We start from the raw sequence: 21,117 nt of genomic DNA on the forward strand, positions 1-21,117 counted from the left end.
TCATCACACAGCGAACGGCCGGAACACCGGTTCGGACGCAGTGCGTTGGTGGTCCAAGGAAAGACGCCCCGCTTCCTGCGGGGAGATGCAGGTGCAAGGCCTGCCCGGCGCTCCACTCGACACCCCGCCCCCGGGTCACCGGAGGCGGGGTGTTCGCGTTTCCCCGAGATGTGAGCGAATGTTTCGCTAAATCCTTCGAATGTTCCGATGGGGTCGTCGTGAGCCGAGGGCTTCGTCAAGCGGTCCGGCGGGGATACGATCGCGGGCATGAAGCCCTCGAAGCCCGCAGAAACGCAGACGGCGACCCTCGCCGAGATCGCCCGTGAGGCGGGGGTCTCCGCTCCGACTGTTTCGAAGGTCCTCAACGGCCGGGCCGATGTCGCCCCCGCGACCCGCACCCGCGTCGAGGAACTGCTGCGTGCCTACGGCTACCGGCGCCGCCGCGCCGAGGCCTCCCGCTCGCCCCTGATCGACCTGGTCTTCCACGAGCTGGAGAGCGCCTGGGCGATGGAGGTCATCCGGGGCGTGGAGAACGTCGCCCGGGACGCCGGGCTGAGCGTGGTCCTGTCCGAGTCGGCCGGCCGGCTCACCCCCGGGCGAACCTGGGCCGACCAGGTCGCCGCCCGCCGCCCGCACGGCGTGGTGCTGGTGCTCTCCGGGCTCGACGAGTCCCAGCGGGCGCTGCTGACCAGCCGCTCCATCCCGTTCGTGGTGATGGACCCGGCCGGCGACCCGGGCCCGGACGTGCCGTCCATCGGTGCCACCAACTGGCAGGGCGGTCTCGCCGCCACCCGCCACCTGGTGGAACTCGGCCACACCCGGATCGGCGCGATCAGCGGCCCGTCCCGGATGATGTGCAGCCGCGCCCGGGTCGACGGCTACCGTGCCGCCCTGGAGACGGCCGGGCTGCCCGTCGACCCCTCTCTCGTCGTGGCCGGCGACTTCCACCACGACGCCGGCTACCGCCTGGGCCTGGAGCTGCTGCGCCGCCCGGACCGGCCCACCGCCGTCTTCGCGGGCAACGACCTACAGGCGCTCGGCCTGTACGAGGCCGCCCGCGAGCTGGGCCTGCGCATCCCGGAGGACCTCAGCGTGGTCGGCTTCGACGATCTGCCGGTGGCCCGCTGGGTCGGCCCGCCGCTGACGACCGTACGGCAGCCGCTGACCGAGATGGCCGAGGCCGCGGCCCGGCTGGTGCTGGAGCTGGGGCGCGAGCGGGAGGAGCGGGCGGCGACCCGGGTGGAGCTGGCGACGAGCCTGGTGGTGCGTTCCTCCACGGCGACGCCGGCGGCAGTCCGGTACCCACAGTGACGCTTGGATGAGAATTCCCGAAGAAAACCGACTCGGACGGCTTCCGCTAACAGTCCCCTAATAATTCGGACTTACGTTCCTGTCGTGACGCGACACGAGGAGCAAGGCGACGCAGGCAGACCGGTGGGCCGGCGATCGAGAGCGCTGAAGATCGTCGGCCTCACTCTGACGGGCACCCTGGTGCTCGGCGCGGCGGCGGCGGGCTGGGCCTACTGGCATCTCGACCACAACATCAGAACCGTCGACATCAACAGCGCACTCGGCGACGACCGTCCGGCCAGGGCCGTGGTCGCCCCGTCCGCCAGCGCCTCCCCGCTGCCCTCCGGCTCCCTCAACATCCTGGTCCTCGGCTCGGACTCGCGCAGCGGCAAGGACAACCAGGAACTGGGCGGCGGCGACAGCGGCGGAGCCCGGTCCGACACCGCGATGGTCGTGCACATCGACGCGGGCCGGACGAAGGCCACCGTCGTCAGCATCCCGCGCGACACCCTCGTCACCCGCCCGTCCTGCCCGCTCTCCTCCGGCGGCAGCACGGCACCGGCGTACGGCGCCATGTTCAACAGCGCCTACGCGGTGGGCGGCCCGGTGTGCGCGGTGAAGACCGTCGAGTCCCTCACCGGCGTCCGCATGGACCACTACCTGGAGATCGACTTCTCCGGCTTCGCCAAGCTGGTCGACGCGCTCGGTGGGGTCGACGTCACCACCGGCCAGGACATCGACGACGACAAGAGCCATCTGCACCTCAAGGCCGGCACTCACCACCTCGACGGCAAGCAGGCCCTCGCCCTCGCCCGCACCCGGCACGGCATAGGCGACGGCAGCGACCTGGGCCGCATAGGGCTCCAGCAGACGCTGGTCAAGGCCCTGCTGGAGCAGATGTCCGGCGCCGGCCTGCTCTCCGACCCGGCCCGGCTGTACCAGGTCGCCGACGCCGTCACCACCAGCCTCACCACCGACACCGGCCTGAACTCCCTGAACGAGCTGGTGAGCCTCGGCCGGAGCCTGGAGGGACTGACCGCCGACCGGGTGCGGACGGTGACCATGCCGGTCGTCACGGCACCCTCCGACCCCAACCGGGTCGTCGCCGAGGAACCGGCGGCGGGCGACCTCTGGGCGTCCCTGCGCTGAGCCGTACGACCTTCCGGGTGAAGCATGGGTCTGCGGCGGTGACCGAACAGCCGTAGGCCAGGGGGTTCTGCGCTGTTCCGCCCACGTTCGCACGCCTGTTGGGTGCTCCCGGTGACCCTGGGCCTGACCGCCCTGGGATTCACCGTCCCGGCCGCGTCCGCCGCCCCGTCGGGGAGCGCCGCTCCCGTCCGCGACGACTTCGACGGCGACGGCTGCGCCGACCTGGCGATCGGCGCCCCCAACGCCACGGTCGGCGGCCAGGCCCGGGCGGGCTCGTCACCCCTTCGGGCTCCAGGTCTCCATGGGCGACCTGGACGGCGACGGCTACGCGGACCTCGTCGTCGGCACCGGCTCCGCGCGCTCCGACGCGGTCGTGGTCTGGGGCGGCCCGCGCGGCCTGGCCCGTGACGGGGCTGCGGGTGACGGGGCGGGGGAAAAAATCCCGGAGATTTTTCCGTGAGCGTGTCGATCCGGGTGTCTCCCGTTCGACGCAAGGGGTGAGCGGCGGGGAACGGACCCGCCGCCCCGACCGAAGGAGTCACCATGCCCCGCTACCTGTCGCTCGTGCGCATCGACGAGTCCGCCGGCCCCGCAGGGGGCCCCAGCGCCGAGCTGATGCAGCGGATGGGCGAGCTGATCGAGGAGATGACCAAGGCCGGTGTCCTGCTCGACACCGCCGGGCTCACCCCGTCCGCCGAGGCCGTCCGGCTGGACTGGGACGGCGCGAAGGTGTCCGTGACCGACGGTCCGTTCACCGAGTCCAAGGAGGTCGTCGGCGGCTACGCGCTCATGCAGTGCAAGGACCGGGCGGAGGCGCTGGAGTGGACCCAGCGCTTCCTGAAGATCCACGGCCCGGAGTGGCAGTTCGCCTGCGAGCTGCGGGAGATCGCCGAGGGCTGAGCCCGTTTGGCCCGCCGCCGTCCAGGGTGTTGCATGGTGGGCTGTGGAGACACAGCCGACACAGCCCGCCACGGCGCACGCCATCGAGACCGTCTTCCGTCTGGAGTCGCCCCGGGTGATCGCCGGCGTCGCCCGGATCGTCCGGGACGTCGGCATCGCCGAGGAACTGGCGCAGGACGCCCTGGTCGCCGCCCTGGAGCGGTGGCCGCTGGACGGGGTGCCGGACAACCCCGGCGCCTGGCTCATGGCCACCGCCCGGCACCGGGCCGTCGACCTGGTCCGGCGCCGTGAGACCTACGCCCGCAAACTCGCCGAGATCGGCCGCGACCTGGAGACGGCCCCGCCGTCGTACGACGAACCGGCCGACCCGGACGACATCGACGACGACCTGCTCCGGCTGGTCTTCACCGCCTGCCACCCGGTGCTGTCCCCGGAGGCCCGCACCGCGCTCACCCTGCGCCTGCTCGGCGGACTGACCACGGCCGAGATCGCCCGGGCCTACCTGGTCCCGGAGCCGACGATCGCCCAGCGGATCGTCCGCGCCAAGCGCACCCTGGCGAAGCGGAATGTCGCCTTCGAGGTGCCGTACGGCCCTGACCGCGAGGCCCGCCTCGGCTCCGTGCTGGACGTCATCTACCTGATCTTCAACGAGGGTTACGCGGCCACCGCCGGCGAGGACTGGCTGCGCCCCGGCCTGTGCGAGGACGCGCTGCGGCTGGCCCGGGTGCTGTCCGCGCTGATGCCCAAGGAGCCCGAGGTGCACGGCCTGACGGCGCTGCTGGAGTTCCAGGCGTCCCGCGCGACCGCCCGCACCGGCCCCGACGGCACACCGGTGCTGCTGAGGGACCAGGACCGCCGCCGCTGGAACCGCATGCTCATCGCGCGCGGGGTCCGGGCCCTGGAGCGCGCCGAGGCCACCGCGAGCGGCCCCCCGGGCCCGTACGCCCTCCAGGCGGCCATCGCCGCCTGCCACGCGCGCGCGTACACGTACGAGGAGACGGACTGGCGCGCCATCGCCACCCTGTACGGCCTGCTGGCCGTCCGCGCGCCGTCCCCGGTGGTCGAGCTGAACCGCGCGGTCGCCGTGTCGATGGCCGACGGCCCGGCGGCGGCCCTGGAACTGGTGGACGCCCTGGCCGCCGCGCCCGCGCTGCGCGGCTACCACCTGTTGCCCAGCGTCCGCGGCGACCTCCTCTCCCGCCTCGGGCGCACCGCCGAGGCCCGCGAGGAGTTCCTCCGGGCGGCGGCCCTGACCCACAACGCGAGGGAACGGCAGCTGCTGCTGCGCAGGGCGCGTGCGTGCGGCTGAGCGTCAGCCCAGCGGACGGCCGATCAGCATCGTCGGCGCCCGGGCGACGCGGGTGAGGAAGAGGGTTGCTGTGCAGGGCGCGTGCGTGCGGCTGAGCGTCAGCCCAGCGGACGGCCGATCAGCATCGTCGGCGCCCGGGCGACGCGGGTGAGGAAGAGGGTTGCTGCGCAGGGCGCGTGCGTGCGGCTGAGCGTCAGCCCAGCGGACGGCCGATCAGCATCGTCGGCGCCCGGGCGACGCGGGTGAGGAAGACGGTTGCTGTGCAGGGCGCGTGCGTGCGGCTGAGCGTCAGCCCAGCGGACGGCCGATCAGCATCGTCGGCGCCCCGGCGACGCGGGTGAGGAAGACGGTGGCCGCGTGCGGCCCCTGGGGTTTCACCTTCCGGCGCAGTTCCTCCGGCTCGACCGCCGAGCCGCGCTTCTTCACGGTCAGCGTGCCGACCTCGCGCTCGCGCAGCAGGGCCTTCAGCTTCTTCACGTTGAACGGGAGCTGGTCGGTGATCTCGTAGGCGGTGGCGTACGGCGTGGGCCGGGCCTCGTCGGCGGTGACGTACGCGATGGTCGGGTCGACGAGCCCGCCGCCGACCTCCTCGGCCACCTCCGCGACCAGGTGCGCGCGGATCACGGCGCCGTCCGGCTCGTACAGGTACCGCCCCACCGGCCGGACCCCGGGATCGGGCAGCCCGCGCCCGAGCAGCCTGCGCGGGCCCGGCAGCAGCGTGGCCCGCACGGCGCCCGGAGCCCCGGTCCCGAACCACAGCACCGCCTCCTTCACGTCCCCGCCGTCGGAGATCCACTCGGCCTCGGCAGCGGCCGGGATCACCTCGTGCGGGATGCCCGGGGCGATCTTCAGCGCGGCCCGGGGGGCCTTCAGGGCCGTCTCGACCGCCCAGGACAGCGGCGGCGAGTACGCCTCCGGGTCGAAGACGCGCCCGCCCGTCACCCGGCCACCACCCCTCACCGACGCGCTGCGCGCGGCCCCTCGCGACTGCCCGCCCCGGCGCGCGGGGTCCACGAACACCGCGTCGTACCCGGCCGTGTCCACCTCCGTGACGTCGGCCTCCCGCACCTCGATCAGGCCGGCCAGTCCCAGCGTCTCGGCGTTCGCCCGGGCCACCGCCGCCGTCAGCGGGTCCCGGTCCACGGCCAGCACCCGGATTCCGGCCCGCGCCAGCGCGATGGCGTCCCCGCCGATCCCGCAGCACAGATCGGCGACGGAGGTCACGCCCAGCTCCTTCAGCCGCCCGGCCCGGTACGCCGCCACGGAGGCCCGCGTCGACTGCTCGACGCCGTTGGGCGTGAACAACATGCGCCCGGCGTCCTCGGCCCCGAACTTCGCCACCGCCCGCTGCCGCAGCCGGGCCTGGCCGAGCGCGGCGGAGACCAGGTCGGCCGGGTGGTCGCGGCGCAGCCGGGTGGCCATGGCCAGCTCCTGAGCGGGCTCGGTGTCGCGGACCTCGTCGAGGAGGGCGCGGCCTTCGGGGGTGAGGAGCAGAGCGAGGTCGTTCACCGGGTCATTGTGGGCCAGTCGGTGGATGGTGCGCCTCCGGCGGCGGTGTCGTCCGGGGGCGCGGGCCGGGGCCTGGGAGGATCCGGCACCATGCGAGCAGTAGTACAAAATGACAAAAGTCGGACTCGTCTCCGGCGGCTGACCCTCGGCGGCGGAGCCGCCACGCTGGCCGCCGTCACCCTGCTCTCCGGCTGCGCCGGGCCCGACTCCGCGCGTCCCGCGTCCGGCCAGGGCGGCCCCGCCCAGCCCCAGGACCCGGCGGCGCGCCGGGCCGCCGAACACGCCCGGCTGGCCGCCGCCGCCCGGCGCTGGGGGCTGGACCGGGTCCCGCTCACGCCTCCGCCGCCTCCCGCGGTGAAGCCGAAGATCACCGCCCGCGACGGATTCGAGGTGGACCACCAGGAGGACTGGGACCTGCCCCCCGTCTTCACCACGATCCCCACCCGGCAGAAGGTCGTCTTCCTGACGATCGACGACGGCGCCGAGAAGGACCCGCGCTTCCTCGCCATGATGCGGGAGCTGAAGATCCCGTACACCGCCTTCCTCAGCGACTACCTGGTGAAGGAGGACTACGCCTACTTCCGCAGGATGCGCTCCTACGGCAACACCCTGAACAACCACACGCTGCACCACCCCTATCTGCCGGGCCTGTCCTACGAGGAGCAGAAGGACGAGATCTGCGGCATGCAGGCCGTCATGAAGAAGCAGTTCGGCAAGGCGCCCACCGTCTTCCGGCCGCCCTACGGCAACTACAACCAGGACACCCTGGTCGCCGCCAAGGAGTGCGGCATCAAGTACGCGCCGATCTGGAACGAGGAGGTCTTCGTCGACCACTGGGAGTACCGCGAGGACGACAAGCGGCTGCGCCGCGGCGACATCGTCCTCACCCACTTCCGCGGCCGGGACGACTGGGACGGCACGATGGTGGACGACATGCGGCGCTTCCTGAACAAGGTCACGCGCGAGGGCTACGCCGTGGCCCGCCTGGAGGACTACCTGTGAGGCGCGTACGGGGCCCGGCCGCGGTCCTCGCCGCGGCCCTGCTCCTGACGGGCTGCGCCCAGTCCGTCGACCCCATCGAACGCCTCGGCAAGAAGGCCGCCGAAGGGGTACGCCCGCACACCACCGCCCCCGACCACCGCTACCGCGCCTGGGGCCTGACCCGGCCCCTCGCCCGCTCCCCGGTGCACCCGGCCCGCCCGCTCGCCGAGCACCCGGGGGCCGGCGCGCCGCCCCCGGTGGTCGACCACGTCCCCACCCGCGACCCGGTCGTCTTCCTCACCTACGACGACGGCGCCGAGCGGGACCCCCGCTTCGTCGACATGGTCCGCGACCTCCGCCTCCCGGTCACCCTGTTCCTCACCGACAGTGTCGCCGCCCCCGGCTACCGCCACTTCGCCCGCCTGCGCGCGCTCGGCGCCGGCATCGGCAACCACACCGTCGACCACCGGGCCCCGGCCGGGCTGCCGTACGCCGGTCAGCGCGCCGAGATCTGCGGCCAGCAGGACCGCCTCCGCGCCGCCCTCGGCGTCCGCCCCCGCCTCTTCCGCCCGCCCTACGGCTCCTACGACCGCACCACCCTGCGCGCGGCGGCCGACTGCGGCATCTCCGCGCTCGTCCTGTGGCGCGCCGCCCTGACCCCGGACGGCCTCGCCTACACCCACGGCCCCCGTCACCTCCGCCCCGGCGACGTCGTCTTGGTGGGCCCCGACGAGTCGGCCGGGCCGGCCCTGCGGAAACGCACGGTACGGGTGCTGAGGGAGGCGCAGGGGCGGGGGCTGACGGTGGGGCGCCTCGAGGACTACCTCTGAACGCCGGCCCGTCACACGGGGCCGCCAGGGGATTCGCGCGAGCCGTTCGCCGCCGACGCGCCGCACGGCAATTGGCACTCCGCTTGACCGAGTGCTAATCGCGGTCATAGTCTCGGCTCTGGCACTCCCCCCTGGAGAGTGCCAGACAAACGCGACGGGCAGGTCCGGCACCCGCGACGACGGATCGACCTGGTCGCCACCTCAGACAGTTAACCCCGTGAGATCTCCGAAGGGGGAGGTCGGATCGTGACGACCGCCAGCTCCAAGGTTGCCATCAAGCCGCTCGAGGACCGCATCGTGGTCCAGCCGCTGGACGCCGAGCAGACCACGGCCTCTGGCCTGGTCATCCCGGACACCGCGAAGGAGAAGCCCCAGGAGGGCGCCGTCCTCGCCGTGGGCCCGGGCCGGTTCGAGAACGGCGAGCGTCTGCCGCTCGACGTCAAGGTCGGCGACGTCGTCCTCTACAGCAAGTACGGCGGCACCGAGGTGAAGTACAACGGCGACGAGTACCTCGTCCTCTCGGCTCGCGACGTCCTCGCGATCATCGAGAAGTAATCACCTCAAGCAACTCTCCGCTTGAGCTGCGCCCCTGGCCCCCGCGACCGATAAGAAGCCGGGCGCCCGGGGCGCAGCGTCTTTTCACCCACAGATTTCCGAGAGGGCTCCCGCTGTCATGGCGAAGATCCTGAAGTTCGACGAGGACGCCCGTCGCGCCCTTGAGCGCGGCGTCAACAAGCTTGCCGACACCGTCAAGGTGACGATCGGCCCCCGCGGCCGCAACGTCGTCATCGACAAGAAGTTCGGCGCTCCGACCATCACCAACGACGGTGTCACGATCGCCCGCGAGGTCGAGATCGAGGACCCGTACGAGAACCTCGGCGCGCAGCTGGTGAAGGAGGTGGCGACCAAGACCAACGACATCGCTGGTGACGGCACCACCACCGCCACGGTTCTCGCCCAGGCGCTCGTCCGCGAAGGCCTGAAGAACGTCGCCGCCGGTGCCTCCCCGGCCGCCCTGAAGAAGGGCATCGACGCCGCGGTCAAGGCCGTCTCCGAGGAACTCCTCGCCTCGGCCCGCCCGATCGACGAGAAGTCCGACATCGCCGCCGTCGCCGCGCTGTCCGCCCAGGACCAGCAGGTCGGCGAGCTGATCGCCGAGGCGATGGACAAGGTCGGCAAGGACGGTGTCATCACCGTCGAGGAGTCCAACACCTTCGGTCTGGAGCTGGACTTCACCGAGGGCATGGCCTTCGACAAGGGCTACCTGTCGCCGTACTTCGTGACGGACCAGGAGCGCATGGAGGCCGTCCTGGAGGACCCGTACATCCTCATCAACCAGGGCAAGATCTCCGCCATCACGGACCTGCTGCCGCTGCTGGAGAAGGTCATCCAGGCCGGCTCCTCCAAGCCGCTGCTGATCATCGCCGAGGACGTCGAGGGCGAGGCCCTGTCGACCCTGGTCGTCAACAAGATCCGCGGCACCTTCAACGCCGTCGCGGTGAAGGCCCCGGGCTTCGGTGACCGCCGCAAGGCGATGCTCCAGGACATGGCGGTCCTCACCGGCGCCACCGTCATCTCCGAGGAGGTCGGCCTCAAGCTCGACCAGGTCGGCACCGACGTGCTCGGCTCCGCCCGCCGCGTCACCGTCACCAAGGACGACACCACGATCGTCGACGGCGCCGGCAAGTCCGAGGACGTGCACGGCCGCGTCGCCCAGATCAAGGCCGAGATCGAGAACACCGACTCCGACTGGGACCGCGAGAAGCTCCAGGAGCGCCTCGCCAAGCTGGCCGGCGGCGTGTGCGTGATCAAGGTCGGCGCCGCCACCGAGGTGGAGCTGAAGGAGAAGAAGCACCGTCTGGAGGACGCCATCTCCGCGACCCGCGCCGCGGTCGAGGAGGGCATCGTCTCCGGTGGTGGCTCCGCCCTGGTCCACGCCTCCAAGGTGCTGGACGGCAACCTCGGCAAGACCGGCGACGAGGCCACCGGTGTCTCCGTGGTCCGCAACGCCGTGGTCGAGCCGCTGCGCTGGATCGGCGAGAACGCCGGCCAGGAGGGCTACGTCATCGTGTCCAAGGTCAAGGACCTGGACAAGGGGCAGGGCTACAACGCCGCCACCGGCGAGTACGGCGACCTGATCAAGGCCGGCGTCATCGACCCGGTCAAGGTCACCCGCTCCGCCCTGGAGAACGCCGCCTCCATCGCCTCCCTGCTGCTCACGACCGAGACCCTGGTCGTCGAGAAGAAGGAAGAGGAGCCGGAGGCCGCGGGTCACGGCCACAGCCACGGCCACGCGCACTGAGCCCAGCGCTCTCGAGTGAAGGCCCGGCACCCCGGACGGGGGCCGGGCCTTCGCCCTGTCCACTGCTCCGACGTCCACTGCGCAACGTCTACTGCTCCAACGCGTCGAGCGCGCCCAGCTGCTGCATCAGCCCCAGCTGGTCGTGCTGCCACCACAGCTCGGCGATCTTGCCGTTGTCGCCGAACCGGAACAGCGTCATCCCGGTCGTGGTGACCTGCTTGCCGGTGGGCGCGATCCCCAGGAAATCGCCCTGGTGCGTGGCGTACCAGTTCCACCGCGCGCAGGCCCGGTCGCCCTGGGCGAGCACGTCCTCGACCGTGAACGCGAACTCGAAGGCGCCGCGCCACATCCTGAACTCGGCGCGGACGTTGTCCAGCCCGATGGTGTCCTGCGGGTTCAGCGGATCATGGCTGTGGATGTCCTCGTCCAGCAGGTCGTTGAGCGGCGGCAGCTCGCCCTCGGTGCACAGCGCCTCGAAGAATCCGCGCACCATTCCCTCGGACAGGCTCTCGTCCCGTACGACGTCCAGGTCGGTGAACGTCGGCATCTCGTCGCACAGCGCGACCAGGCCCCGGAAGATCCGGTCGGTCTCCGGGAGGTTCGAGTTCCGCATCGCGTCCTCGTACGACGGGAACTCCACCACTTCGACGACGTGCGACGCGTCCGAGCGGTCGGTGCCGACCACCGTGTGCGTCGCGGTCCGCTTCCCCTTGGTCTGCTGGACCCAGTCGTCCATGAGCCGGTTCATCTCGTCCAGCCGGCTCGTCCTGCACTCGATGAGCTGTACGAAGGTCATGCGCCGCCTCCGGCCCCCCTGGTCCGGTACCGTCCCGCCCATTTTCCCACCGGGACGGCGGCGCCACCCGCCCGCTACCGCGGCCCGTACCTGCGCCCGGTCCGGGAGCTGATCCCGCCCAGCAGCCCACGCGGCGCCACCTTCGCCAGGCCCATCAGCGCCTTGTAGCGGGGGTCGGGGATGGACAGCGTCTTGCCGCGCGCGAGGTCGGACAGGGCCGCCGCGACCAGCTTGTCGGCGTCCAGCCACATCCAGCCCGGGATGTTGTCCGTACCCATCCCGGCCCGCTGGTGGAACTCGGTGCGCACGAACCCCGGGCACAGCGCCATCAGCCGGACCCCGCTGCCGGCCAGGTCCTTGGCCGCGCCCTGGGTGAACTGCACGACCCACGCCTTGGACGCGCCGTACGTGCCGCGCGGGACGAACGCGGCCACCGAGGCGACGTTCACCACCCCGCCCCGGCCGCGCTCGCGCATCGCCTCGGCCGCCGCCGACGTCAGCCGGAGCACCGCCTCGCAGTGCACCTTGAGCATCCGCAGCTCGTCCGCCATCGGTACTTCCAGATAGCGGCCCTTGTTGCCGAAGCCGGCGTTGTTGACCAGCAGGTCGACCGGGTTCTTCCGGTCACCGAGCCGGTCGGCCACCGCCTCGATGCCCTTGTCCTGCGCCAGGTCGGCGGTCAGCACCTCCACCTCGATGCCGTGCCTGTCGTGCAGTTCCGTCGCCTGTTCGCGCAGCCGCTTGGTGTCCCGCGCGACCAGGACGAGGTCATGCCCGTCAGCCGCCAGCCGCCGCGCGAACGCGGCACCGATCCCCGCGGTCGATCCCGTAATCAGAGCCGTTGTCATGGCCCAAGGGTAGTGACCCGGACCGCCGGCCTCCGCGGTCCGCGCGCGCATCGCCCGGTGCCGTGCCGACGGGCTCTCACGCCCCGTGCTCCGCCACGTACTTCCGGGCCTTCGCCAGCGCCTCGGAGTGCAGCGCCGCGCCCGCCGCGAGCAGCTGGGGCAGCAGGTGCCGCTCGGTGGTGACCGCGCGGAACTGCATCGCCGCCGTCACCCCGTGGTCCGGCCGGTGCACGATCTCCACCGGATCGCCCGCCCGGATCTCACCCGGCTCGATCACCCGGAGGTAGGCACCCGATGCGCCCTTCCGTGTGAACCTCCTGACCCAGCCGCGCTCGCCCAGATGGCCCTGGAAGGTGGCGCACGGAACGCGGCCCGAGGTCACCTCAAGCACCACGGTGGAACCGATCCGCCAGCGCTCTCCGATCAGCGCGTCGGAGACGTCCAGACCGTCCGTCGTCAGGTTCTCGCCGAAGCAACCATTGGCCAACGATCTGCCGAGTTCACGCTCCCACGCGTCGAGGTCCTCGCGGGCGTACGCGTACACCGCCTGGTCGTCCCCGCCGTGATAGCGCGTGTCGCACACCGCGTCCCCGGCGAGCCCGCCCGCGCCGACACCCCTGGGGCCTGGCGCCGCCACCCGCACCGGACCCTCGGCGGGGCGCTTGTCGATGCCGGTCAGGCCGTCCGGCTGATTCGTGTAGGGCGCCTGCCGGGGCCGGCCCAGATTGACCGAGAGAAGCTTCATCCCGGCACGGTAAGCGATCCTGCCCAAAGCGTCGACGCATTATCGGGCGTCCCGCCCAAGGCTGCCTTATGCTCGACAGGTGATCGAGGCCCGTCATCTCCGCGTCCTGCGCGCCGTCGCCACCACCGGTTCCTTCTCGGCGGCCGGACGCCAGCTGGGCTGCACCCAGCCGGCCGTCAGCCAGCAGATGAAGGCCCTGGAAGCCTCGGTCGGCACCCCGCTGCTGGTCCGCACCGGGCGCGAGATGCGCCTCACCCAGGCCGGCGAGGCCCTGGTCCGGCACGCCTCCGGCATCCTCGCCGGGCTCACCGCCGCCGAGGAGGAGGTCGCCGCCATCGCCGGCCTGCGCGCGGGCCGGGTCCGGCTGGTCTCGTTCCCCAGCGGCAGCTCCACTCTGGTCCCCACCGCCCTGGCCGCCCTGCGCGCCGCCCACCCCGGCACCCGCGTCTCCCTGGAGGAGGCCGAGCCGCCGAGGTCCGTGGAACTGCTGCGCGAAGGCGACTGCGACCTGGCCCTGGCCTTCCGCTACGAGGGGGCGGCGGTCGCCGAGGACTGGGACGACCTCGTCGTACGCCCCCTGCTGACGGACCGCCTGGTCGCCCTGGTGCCCGAGCGGCACCGGCTCGCGCGCGCGGACACCGTCGCCATCGGCGAGCTGGCCCACGAGCCCTGGATCGCGGGCTGCCCGCGCTGCCGCGGCCAGCTGGTCGAGGTGTGCGAGGGGGCCGGCTTCGCCCCGCGCATCGACTTCGCCACCGACGACTATCCGGCCGTGGTCGGCCTGGTCGGCGCCGGTCTCGGCGTCGCCGTACTGCCCCAGCTGGCCGTGGAGTCGGTACGGCCGCGCGGCGCGCGCACGGTACGGCTGGAACCGGCGGTACGGCGGGAGATCGTCGCCCTCACCCTGCCCGACCTGGCCCAGGTGCCGGCGGTGTCGGCCACGCTGGAACAGCTGGCCCGGGCGGCGCGGGCGACAGGGCGCGGACAGGGGTAGCCCGGGCGGCGGGGGTCGTTCGGAGAAGCGGGGGGCCTGGAGAAGCGGCGGGTCGCCCGGACGAGGCACGGGCACGCGCGTGCGTGCCCGGTAAGGAAGTGGATGCTTTGCCGATGGGTGATGCAGAAACGTTCCTTCAGTGATCCGAAGCGGTATCCCCGCTGGTGGTGGAGGCCGCCACCAGGCGGTTGCGTGCCCGCCCCATCAACTCCTCACGCTCGTCCTCGGTCAGGCCGCCCCAGACGCCGTACGGCTCGCGCACCGCCAGCGCGTGTGCCGCGCACTCCGCACGGACCGGGCACCTCATGCAGACCTCTTTGGCCGAGTTCTCGCGAGCGCTCCGAGCCGCCCCGCGCTCGCCCTCCGGGTGGAAGAAGAGCGAGCTGTCCACCCCGCGGCAGGCAGCCAGCAGCTGCCAGTCCCACAGGTCCGCGTTCGGTCCGGGAAGGCGGGAGAAATCTGCCATTACGTGACCCCTTGTCGCCGTTCTGGGCGGATACGGTGCCAACGACCGTACATCTCCGGTCTAAGGAGATGAAAATATGACTCATTGCGAATCTAGCCCCGGACACTACGAAACGGGAAGAAAAGGGGCCAAATGGGGCATAGCTTGTGATGAAAAGTTGTGGGTCCGTCGAGCATGTCTGCACCGTGTCGACGCCCTCACGTAGAGTGCCGAAGACGGCACGCGGGCCCGTAACTCTTTCGAGTGACCGTCGTTGAGAGTGCGGAGGCGGTTGAAAAAACAAGCGCTCGGGCAGGCGTCCGAGACGGTCGACCGCACAGGTGACGATTCCGTACCAGCCTGGAGGCTCAAGGTGACGCGCATCAGCTGCGGAGGGCGGTCATGACATCCGTCCTCGTCTGCGACGACTCCCCGCTTGCCCGAGAAGCGCTCCGCCGCGCGGTCGCGACCGTGCCCGGTGTCGAGCGCGTGACGACGGCGGCCAACGGCGAGGAAGTCCTCCGCCGCTGGGGCGCCGACCGCTCCGACCTCATCCTGATGGACGTGCGCATGCCCGGTCTGGGCGGCGTCGAGACCGTGCGCCGGCTGCTGTCCGCCGACCCGGGCGCGCGCATCATCATGCTCACCGTCGCCGAGGACCTCGACGGGGTGGCCCTCGCGGTCGCCGCCGGTGCGCGGGGTTACCTGCACAAGGACGCCTCGCGCGCGGAGCTGCGCGCCACGGTGACCCAGGCGCTCGCCGACCCCACCTGGCGCCTCGCTCCGCGCAGGCTGCGCTCGGCGGAGATGGGCGCCGCGCCCACGCTCACCGCGCGTGAGATCCAGGTCCTGGAGGGCATGAGCCACGGCCGCTCGAACGCCGAGATCGGCCGTGAGCTGTTCCTCTCCGAGGACACCGTCAAGACGCACGCCCGGCGCCTGTTCAAGAAGCTCGGCGCCTCGGACCGGGCGCACGCGGTGGCCCTCGGCTTCCGCTGGGGACTGGTCCGCTAGCGAGTACGAGGCCCTGCGGGTCGCTCGGCACCGGGGTCGTCCGGTGCCGTCCGGGCCCGCGGCTCCTGTGCGGGTGACCGGCCGACCGCGCTCGTCGAGGGTGGCCGGGCTTGCCCGGGGTTCGTCCGGTCCCTCGGTCTGGTGTGTTCCCCGGGTTCGTGGTGCCCGCCGGTGGTGTGCGGGCGGGCGCCGTGCGAGGCGCGGGGTCGTGCGGGCGGTGGCGTGCCGGGGTGCGGTGCCATCCGGTGCGCGGGGCCGTCCGGGTGATTCCGGTCGTCCCGGTCCGGCCTGGTCACCCCAGCCGTTCCGGCCGTCCGGATCTCGCGCTGGCGGGCGAACCGTCGTAGCGGCCGGCGGCGAACCCTCGTAGAAGCCGGCGGGTGGACCGTCGTAGAAGCCGGCAGGCGATCTGCGGTCCGGTGGGACGCGTCGACGGGCGACCGTCCCGGCGCACAACGGTGCCGAACGCGGTGCGTGACCACTCCGGCGCACCACCCCGCCGAACGCCTCAAAGGGCGCGCGCAAGGCGGCCCGCCGGACGCGCGCTGCTCGTTTCGGCGCGGATGCCGCATCCTTGAGGTGTGGAGTCTCTCGGGGACGAGTCGGTCGAGCGGAAGGGGAGGGCGCAGGGAATGAGTGCCGGCGCACCTGCTCATAACGCTTCGGTGCACAACCACGAGCGCGATGCGACGGACCGGACGGCCGCAGGGCACCATGGACCGATGCGCGACGACGAGGCGGGCACGGCCCATGGGGCGATCGGTGCGCTCGTGCATCGTGCCGTCGACGGGGACGAGCAGGCCACGCACGATCTGCTCGCCCATGTCCACCCCCTGGCGCTGCGCTACTGCCGCACCCGGCTGTCCCGGCTGCCCGGCGACGCGCGCCACTTCGTGGAGGATCTCGCCCAGGAGGTCTGTGTGGCGGTCCTCCTCGCCCTGCCCCGCTACCGCGACACCGGCCGCCCCTTCGAGGCGTTCGTGTTCGCCATCGCCTCCCACAAGGTCGCCGACCTCCAGCGCGCGGCGATGCGTCACCCGGGATCGACCGCGGTGCCGTCCGACGAGATGCCCGAGCGGCCCGACGACTCCCTCGGCCCCGAGGAGCGCGCCCTGCTCAGCAGCGACGCCGAGTGGGCCAAGAAGCTGCTGGCCAACCTCCCCGAGAACCAGCGCGAGCTGCTCCTGCTGCGCATCGCCGTAGGCTTGACCGCGGAGGAGACGGGGCAGATGTTGGGAATGTCACCCGGCGCGGTCCGCGTGGCCCAGCACCGGGCCCTGAGCCGCCTCAGGGCGCTCGCCGAACAGTAAAACCCCCTGTGCGGAGCCTGAAGTAGCTCCTTCGCTGAACAGGTGCGCCGCCGTTTCCGTACGAACATACGAAGCCTGAAGCGACCCCGTACCGTGGAATTTGCTAGCGACGCTTCCCGTTAGCATGGACATCCGCACCGATCAAGGCCATTTGGGGAAGGTGTCATGACTGCGAACGTCGACGGAGTGCCCGGTAAATTCGCGACACTCGGGCTGACCTACGACGACGTGCTGCTGCTGCCGGGCGCATCCGAGGTGCTCCCCAACGCGGTCGACACCTCGTCCCGCATCTCCCGCAACGTCCGGGTGAACATCCCGCTGCTGTCGGCGGCGATGGACAAGGTGACCGAGTCCCGCATGGCGATCGCGATGGCCCGGCTGGGCGGCGTCGGCGTGCTGCACCGCAACCTCTCCATCGAGGACCAGGTCAACCAGGTCGACCTGGTGAAGCGGTCGGAGTCCGGCATGGTCACCGACCCGATCACGGTGCACCCGGAGGCCACGCTCGCCGAGGCGGACGCCCTGTGCGCGAAGTTCCGCATCAGCGGCGTCCCGGTCACCGACCAGGCCGGCAAGCTCCTCGGTATCGTGACCAACCGGGACATGGCCTTCGAGAGCGACCGCACCCGGCGCGTGCACGAGGTCATGACCCCGATGCCGCTGGTCACCGGAAAGGTGGGCATCTCCGGCCCCGAGGCCATGGAGCTGCTGCGCAAGCACAAGATCGAGAAGCTGCCGCTGGTGGACGACGAGGGCGTCCTCAAGGGCCTGATCACGGTCAAGGACTTCGTCAAGGCCGAGAAGTACCCCAACGCCGCGAAGGACGCCGAGGGCCGGCTGCTCGTCGGTGCCGCGGTGGGCGCCAGCCCGGAGGCGCTGGAGCGCGCCCAGGCGCTCGCCGCCGCCGGTGTGGACTTCCTGGTCGTCGACACCTCGCACGGCCACAACAGCAACGCACTGAGCTGGATGTCGAAGATCAAGTCGAGCGTGAACGTCGACGTGGTCGGCGGCAACGTCGCCACGCGCGACGGCGCCCAGGCGCTGATCGACGCCGGTGTGGACGGTATCAAGGTGGGGGTGGGCCCGGGCTCCATCTGCACCACCCGTGTCGTCGCCGGTATCGGCGTTCCCCAGGTCACCGCCATCTACGAGGCGTCCCTCGCGGCCCGTCCCGCCGGCATCCCGCTGATCGGCGACGGCGGTCTGCAGTACTCCGGTGACATCGGCAAGGCGCTGGCCGCCGGCGCCGACACGGTGATGCTGGGCAGCCTCCTCGCCGGCTGCGAGGAGTCCCCGGGCGAGCTGCTCTTCATCAACGGCAAGCAGTTCAAGTCGTACCGCGGCATGGGCTCGCTGGGTGCCATGCAGTCGCGCGGCCAGGGCAAGTCGTACTCGAAGGACCGCTACTTCCAGGCCGACGTCACCACCGACGAGAAGCTCGTGCCCGAGGGCGTCGAGGGCCAGGTGCCCTACCGCGGCCCGCTCTCCAACGTGCTGCACCAGCTCGTCGGAGGCCTGCGCCAGACCATGGGCTACGTGGGCGCCGCCACCATCGAGGAGATGGAGTCCAAGGGCCGGTTCGTGCGGATCACCTCGGCGGGTCTGAAGGAGTCCCACCCGCACGACATCCAGATGACGGTCGAGGCGCCGAACTACAGCAGCAAGAAGTGACGTCCACGCGCGCGTGAGGCTCGTGCCACGGCGGTCCCGGAGCATCCGGGGCCGCCGTTGTCGTACCCGTCGGCGATACTGGAAGGCGCTGCAACGCATAGGGAAAGGCCACCAACGTGACTGAGATCGAGATCGGGCGCGGCAAGCGCGGCCGCCGGGCGTACGCCTTCGACGACATCGCCGTCGTCCCCAGCCGCCGTACGCGGGACCCGAAGGAGGTCTCGATCGCCTGGCAGATCGACGCCTACCGCTTCGAGCTGCCGTTCCTGGCCGCCCCCATGGACTCCGTGGTCTCCCCGGCCACCGCGATCCGCATCGGCGAGCTGGGCGGTCTCGGCGTACTCAACCTCGAAGGCCTGTGGACGCGGTACGAGGACCCGCAGCCGCTGCTGGACGAGATCGCCGAGCTGCCCGCCGAGCAGGCGACCCGCCGCCTCCAGGAGGTCTACGCGGCACCGATCAAGGAGGAGCTGATCGGCGCCCGCATCAAGGAGGTGCGCGACTCCGGCGTGGTCACCGCCGCCGCGCTCTCCCCGCAGCGCACCGCCCAGTTCTCCAAGGCGGTCGTGGACGCGGGCGTGGACATCTTCGTCATCCGGGGTACGACGGTCTCGGCGGAGCACGTGTCGTCCTCGCACGAGCCGCTGAACCTGAAGCAGTTCATCTACGAGCTGGACGTCCCGGTGATCGTCGGCGGCTGCGCCACGTACACGGCGGCCCTGCACCTGATGCGCACGGGTGCGGCCGGCGTCCTCGTCGGCTTCGGCGGCGGCGCCGCGCACACCACGCGCAACGTCCTCGGCATCCAGGTCCCGATGGCCACGGCCGTCGCCGACGTGGCCGCGGCCCGCCGGGACTACATGGACGAGTCCGGCGGCCGGTATGTGCACGTGATCGCGGACGGCGGCGTCGGCTGGTCCGGCGACCTGCCCAAGGCGATCGCCTGCGGCGCCGACGCCGTGATGATGGGCTCCCCGCTGGCCCGGGGCACGGACGCGCCCGGCAAGGGTCACCACTGGGGCATGGAGGCGGTCAACGAGGAACTGCCCCGCGGCCAGAAGGTCGACCTCGGCACGGTCGGCACGATCGAGGAGATCCTGACGGGCCCGTCCCACACCCCGGACGGCTCGATGAACTTCTTCGGCGCCCTGCGCCGCGCCATGGCCACCACCGGCTACAGCGAGCTGAAGGAGTTCCAGCGGGTCGAGGTGACGGTGGCGGACAGCCAGCACCGGCGGTAGTCGCCGGGGCGGTCTCCACGACGCCTGAAGGGCCGGTCGTCCCGGGTGGATGACCGGCCCTTTCGCTTGCCCGGGTGCGGACAAGTGGGCCTGAACGGGGGCGTGTTGTGCGCACGCCCTCGGGGCCCGGCCCGAATTCCAGGCGGACCGCCTACCGGGTCTCTGGGCGGATCGTGGAAGGGGGCGCCCACGGGACGCCACCGCAAGCCCACCCACTGGGACCGCATTCGGCTTCGGCTGGTGAAGTTCCGGAGGAGGTGCGTCTTGTGGATCTACGGGAAGTGAGCGGCCACCCCCACACGGAATAGGGGTGGACACTCCGATCACTTCCAGGAGCCTGCCGCAGTGACCCCTGCGGTGGGCTCCACCTGATCCCAAGGTACCGGCGCCGAATCCCCACGCCACCAGACCCCAGCCCCCACACCCCCACGCGCCCCCCTTCACAACCGATGCGCCGCCCCCGTCGGCGTGGCTCCCCGTGTGTCCAGCAGTAGCTGGGCCTTCACCGAGAGTCCCTGCAAGTCGTACGTGCGGTGCTGCTGGAGGAGGATCGTGAGGTCGGCGTCGGCGGCGGCCTCGTACAGGGAGTCGGCGCGCGGTACGGGCCGGTCCAGGACGCTCCACGCGGGCACGTACGGGTCGTGGTAGCTGACGGCCGCGCCCAGCCCCATCAGCCGTACGGCGATTTCCTGGGCCGGGGTGCCCTGCTGGTCGGCGAGGTCGGGCTTGTAGGTGACGCCGAGCAGGAGCACGCGTGCTCCGCGCGCGGACTTGCCGTGTTCGTTGAGGAGCGTGGCCGCGCGCTGGACGACGTACCGGGGCATCCGGCTGTTGACCTGCTGGGCCAGCTCCACCATGCGCAGGGTGCGGGTCGCGTGCCCGGTCAGGTCCAGCGGGACCCCGTGTCCGCCGACGCCCGGACCCGGCCGGAACGCCTGGAAGCCGAAGGGCTTGGTCTCCGCGCACCGGATGACGTCCCACAGGTCGACGCCCAGCTCGTGGCAGAGGACGGCCATCTCGTTGACGAGCGCGATGTTGACGTGCCGGTAGTTGGTCTCCAGCAACTGCACGGTCTCCGCCTCGCGCAGCCCACGCGCGCGTACCACCTTGTCGGTGAGCCGGCCGTAGAACGCGGCGGCCGACTCGGTGCAGGCGGGGGTGAGGCCGCCGATGACCTTGGGGGTGCTCGCGGGGGTGTGGTCGCGGCTGCCGGGGTCGACCCGGCTGGGGGAGTAGGCGAGGTGGAAGTCGCGTCCGGCGCGCAGCCCCGAGCCCTCCTCCAGCAGCGGACGCAGGAACTCCTCCGTGGTTCCCGGGAGCACCGGCGACTCCAGGATCACCGTGGTGTGCGGGCGGAGCCGTGCGGCCAGGGTGCGGGCGGCCGCCTCGACCTGAGCGAGGTCGAGTCCGCCGTCGGCGCCGCGCGGGGTGGGCGCGCAGATCACCGCGGTGCGCACCCGGCCGAGCTGGGCGGGGTCGGTGACGGGGCGGAAGCCGGCGGAGTGCATCCGGCGCAGCTCCGCGGGGCTGAGTGAGCCGGCCTCGGGGCCGGTGGCATAGCCGACGGTGGAGATACCGGCGGCGACGGCGGCCTGGGCGAGCGGCAAGCCGTAGGGACCGAGTCCGATGACGGCGAGGTCTGCGGGCATGGAGTGGGCCGTCCTTCCCAGTAGCCGAAGCGGGACAGGTGCGCAACCGCTGTGGAGAAGACGAGCGAGTGCACTGTCAGACTAGGTACATATATGACCGTTATGTGTGATTGTGTTTGTGTGTCTTCCGAGGG

Annotated in this window: 19 protein-coding genes and 2 pseudogenes; 15 read left to right on the forward strand and 6 right to left on the reverse strand. The window is 71.8% G+C overall.

What is annotated here, in order from left to right; all coding sequences use genetic code 11:
• The first annotated feature begins 267 nt into the window (after nt 1–267).
• From ACZ4WH_RS01085 to ACZ4WH_RS01110, 6 genes and pseudogenes are all read left to right on the forward strand, one after another.
• Nucleotides 268–1,311 carry a LacI family DNA-binding transcriptional regulator gene (locus ACZ4WH_RS01085; RefSeq protein WP_468174939.1) on the forward strand — a complete coding sequence of 348 codons (1,044 nt, stop codon included), beginning with the start codon at nt 268–270 and terminating at the stop codon, nt 1,309–1,311.
• An 84-nt stretch (nt 1,312–1,395) separates the two neighbouring features.
• On the forward strand, nt 1,396–2,439 hold the full coding sequence (locus ACZ4WH_RS01090) for an LCP family protein (RefSeq protein ID WP_468174942.1): 1,044 nt from the start codon (nt 1,396–1,398) through the stop codon (nt 2,437–2,439).
• Between the two features lie 111 nt (nt 2,440–2,550).
• Nucleotides 2,551–2,700 (forward strand): annotated as a pseudogene (locus tag ACZ4WH_RS01095) (FG-GAP repeat protein); the annotation flags it as partial.
• A 34-nt stretch (nt 2,701–2,734) separates the two neighbouring features.
• Nucleotides 2,735–2,899, forward strand: a pseudogene (locus ACZ4WH_RS01100) (VCBS repeat-containing protein); the annotation flags it as partial.
• Between the two features lie 83 nt (nt 2,900–2,982).
• A complete protein-coding gene (locus ACZ4WH_RS01105) occupies nt 2,983–3,339 on the forward strand; it encodes a YciI family protein (protein ID WP_468174945.1) in 357 nt (118 codons plus the stop codon).
• A gap of 43 nt (nt 3,340–3,382) precedes the next feature.
• The gene (locus ACZ4WH_RS01110) at nt 3,383–4,648 is read left to right on the forward strand and encodes an RNA polymerase sigma factor (RefSeq protein ID WP_468174948.1); all 1,266 of its coding nucleotides are present in this window, start codon (nt 3,383–3,385) and stop codon (nt 4,646–4,648) included.
• A gap of 288 nt (nt 4,649–4,936) precedes the next feature.
• On the opposite strand, the gene ACZ4WH_RS01115 is transcribed toward ACZ4WH_RS01110, so the two are convergent.
• Nucleotides 4,937–6,157 (reverse strand): class I SAM-dependent methyltransferase, encoded by a 1,221-nt coding sequence (locus tag ACZ4WH_RS01115; RefSeq protein ID WP_468174951.1) that lies wholly within the window; start codon nt 6,155–6,157, stop codon nt 4,937–4,939.
• Nucleotides 6,158–6,247: 90 nt separating this feature from the next.
• Here ACZ4WH_RS01115 and ACZ4WH_RS01120 point away from each other — a divergent pair, with 90 nt between their 5' ends.
• From ACZ4WH_RS01120 to groL, 4 genes are all read left to right on the forward strand, one after another.
• Nucleotides 6,248–7,159: a polysaccharide deacetylase family protein gene (locus ACZ4WH_RS01120; RefSeq protein ID WP_468174954.1), complete on the forward strand. Its 912-nt coding sequence runs from the start codon at nt 6,248–6,250 to the stop codon at nt 7,157–7,159.
• A complete protein-coding gene (locus tag ACZ4WH_RS01125; protein WP_468174957.1) occupies nt 7,156–7,968 on the forward strand; it encodes a polysaccharide deacetylase family protein in 813 nt (270 codons plus the stop codon). Before ACZ4WH_RS01120 ends, ACZ4WH_RS01125 begins: the two co-directional genes overlap by 4 nt.
• A 246-nt stretch (nt 7,969–8,214) precedes the next feature.
• Nucleotides 8,215–8,523, forward strand: a complete 309-nt coding sequence (groES, locus tag ACZ4WH_RS01130) for a co-chaperone GroES (protein WP_004955293.1) — start codon at nt 8,215–8,217, stop codon at nt 8,521–8,523.
• 118 nt (nt 8,524–8,641) lie between these two features.
• Nucleotides 8,642–10,270: a chaperonin GroEL gene (groL, locus tag ACZ4WH_RS01135; protein WP_468174960.1), complete on the forward strand. Its 1,629-nt coding sequence runs from the start codon at nt 8,642–8,644 to the stop codon at nt 10,268–10,270.
• An 88-nt stretch (nt 10,271–10,358) separates the two neighbouring features.
• Here the strand turns inward: groL and ACZ4WH_RS01140 are convergent, their stop codons facing one another.
• The 3 genes from ACZ4WH_RS01140 to ACZ4WH_RS01150 form a co-directional block, all read right to left on the reverse strand.
• Nucleotides 10,359–11,066, reverse strand: coding sequence for an ester cyclase (locus ACZ4WH_RS01140; protein ID WP_468174963.1), 708 nt, complete (start codon nt 11,064–11,066; stop codon nt 10,359–10,361).
• A 74-nt stretch (nt 11,067–11,140) separates the two neighbouring features.
• The gene (locus ACZ4WH_RS01145; RefSeq protein WP_468174966.1) at nt 11,141–11,914 is read right to left on the reverse strand and encodes an SDR family NAD(P)-dependent oxidoreductase; all 774 of its coding nucleotides are present in this window, start codon (nt 11,912–11,914) and stop codon (nt 11,141–11,143) included.
• Between the two features lie 76 nt (nt 11,915–11,990).
• Nucleotides 11,991–12,659, reverse strand: a complete 669-nt coding sequence (locus ACZ4WH_RS01150; protein WP_468174969.1) for an MOSC domain-containing protein — start codon at nt 12,657–12,659, stop codon at nt 11,991–11,993.
• A gap of 79 nt (nt 12,660–12,738) precedes the next feature.
• On the opposite strand from ACZ4WH_RS01150, the gene ACZ4WH_RS01155 reads away from it, so the two are divergent.
• Nucleotides 12,739–13,653 (forward strand): LysR family transcriptional regulator, encoded by a 915-nt coding sequence (locus ACZ4WH_RS01155; RefSeq protein WP_468174972.1) that lies wholly within the window; start codon nt 12,739–12,741, stop codon nt 13,651–13,653.
• Between the two features lie 136 nt (nt 13,654–13,789).
• On the opposite strand, the gene ACZ4WH_RS01160 is transcribed toward ACZ4WH_RS01155, so the two are convergent.
• Nucleotides 13,790–14,119, reverse strand: coding sequence for a WhiB family transcriptional regulator (locus tag ACZ4WH_RS01160; RefSeq protein ID WP_030641276.1), 330 nt, complete (start codon nt 14,117–14,119; stop codon nt 13,790–13,792).
• A gap of 381 nt (nt 14,120–14,500) precedes the next feature.
• Here ACZ4WH_RS01160 and ACZ4WH_RS01165 point away from each other — a divergent pair, with 381 nt between their 5' ends.
• From ACZ4WH_RS01165 to ACZ4WH_RS01180, 4 genes are all read left to right on the forward strand, one after another.
• Nucleotides 14,501–15,112, forward strand: coding sequence for a response regulator transcription factor (locus ACZ4WH_RS01165; protein ID WP_003948568.1), 612 nt, complete (start codon nt 14,501–14,503; stop codon nt 15,110–15,112).
• Nucleotides 15,113–15,834: 722 nt separating this feature from the next.
• Nucleotides 15,835–16,422 carry a sigma-70 family RNA polymerase sigma factor gene (locus tag ACZ4WH_RS01170; protein WP_030641278.1) on the forward strand — a complete coding sequence of 196 codons (588 nt, stop codon included), beginning with the start codon at nt 15,835–15,837 and terminating at the stop codon, nt 16,420–16,422.
• Nucleotides 16,423–16,587: 165 nt separating this feature from the next.
• Nucleotides 16,588–18,093, forward strand: a complete 1,506-nt coding sequence (gene guaB, locus ACZ4WH_RS01175; protein ID WP_468174975.1) for an IMP dehydrogenase — start codon at nt 16,588–16,590, stop codon at nt 18,091–18,093.
• Between the two features lie 116 nt (nt 18,094–18,209).
• Nucleotides 18,210–19,334 (forward strand): GuaB3 family IMP dehydrogenase-related protein, encoded by a 1,125-nt coding sequence (locus ACZ4WH_RS01180; RefSeq protein WP_467927061.1) that lies wholly within the window; start codon nt 18,210–18,212, stop codon nt 19,332–19,334.
• 440 nt (nt 19,335–19,774) lie between these two features.
• Here the strand turns inward: ACZ4WH_RS01180 and ACZ4WH_RS01185 are convergent, their stop codons facing one another.
• Nucleotides 19,775–20,983 (reverse strand): nucleotide sugar dehydrogenase, encoded by a 1,209-nt coding sequence (locus ACZ4WH_RS01185; protein ID WP_468174979.1) that lies wholly within the window; start codon nt 20,981–20,983, stop codon nt 19,775–19,777.
• Nucleotides 20,984–21,117 lie beyond the last annotated feature (134 nt).

Source organism: Streptomyces sp. NPDC029138 (genome assembly GCF_055564375.1).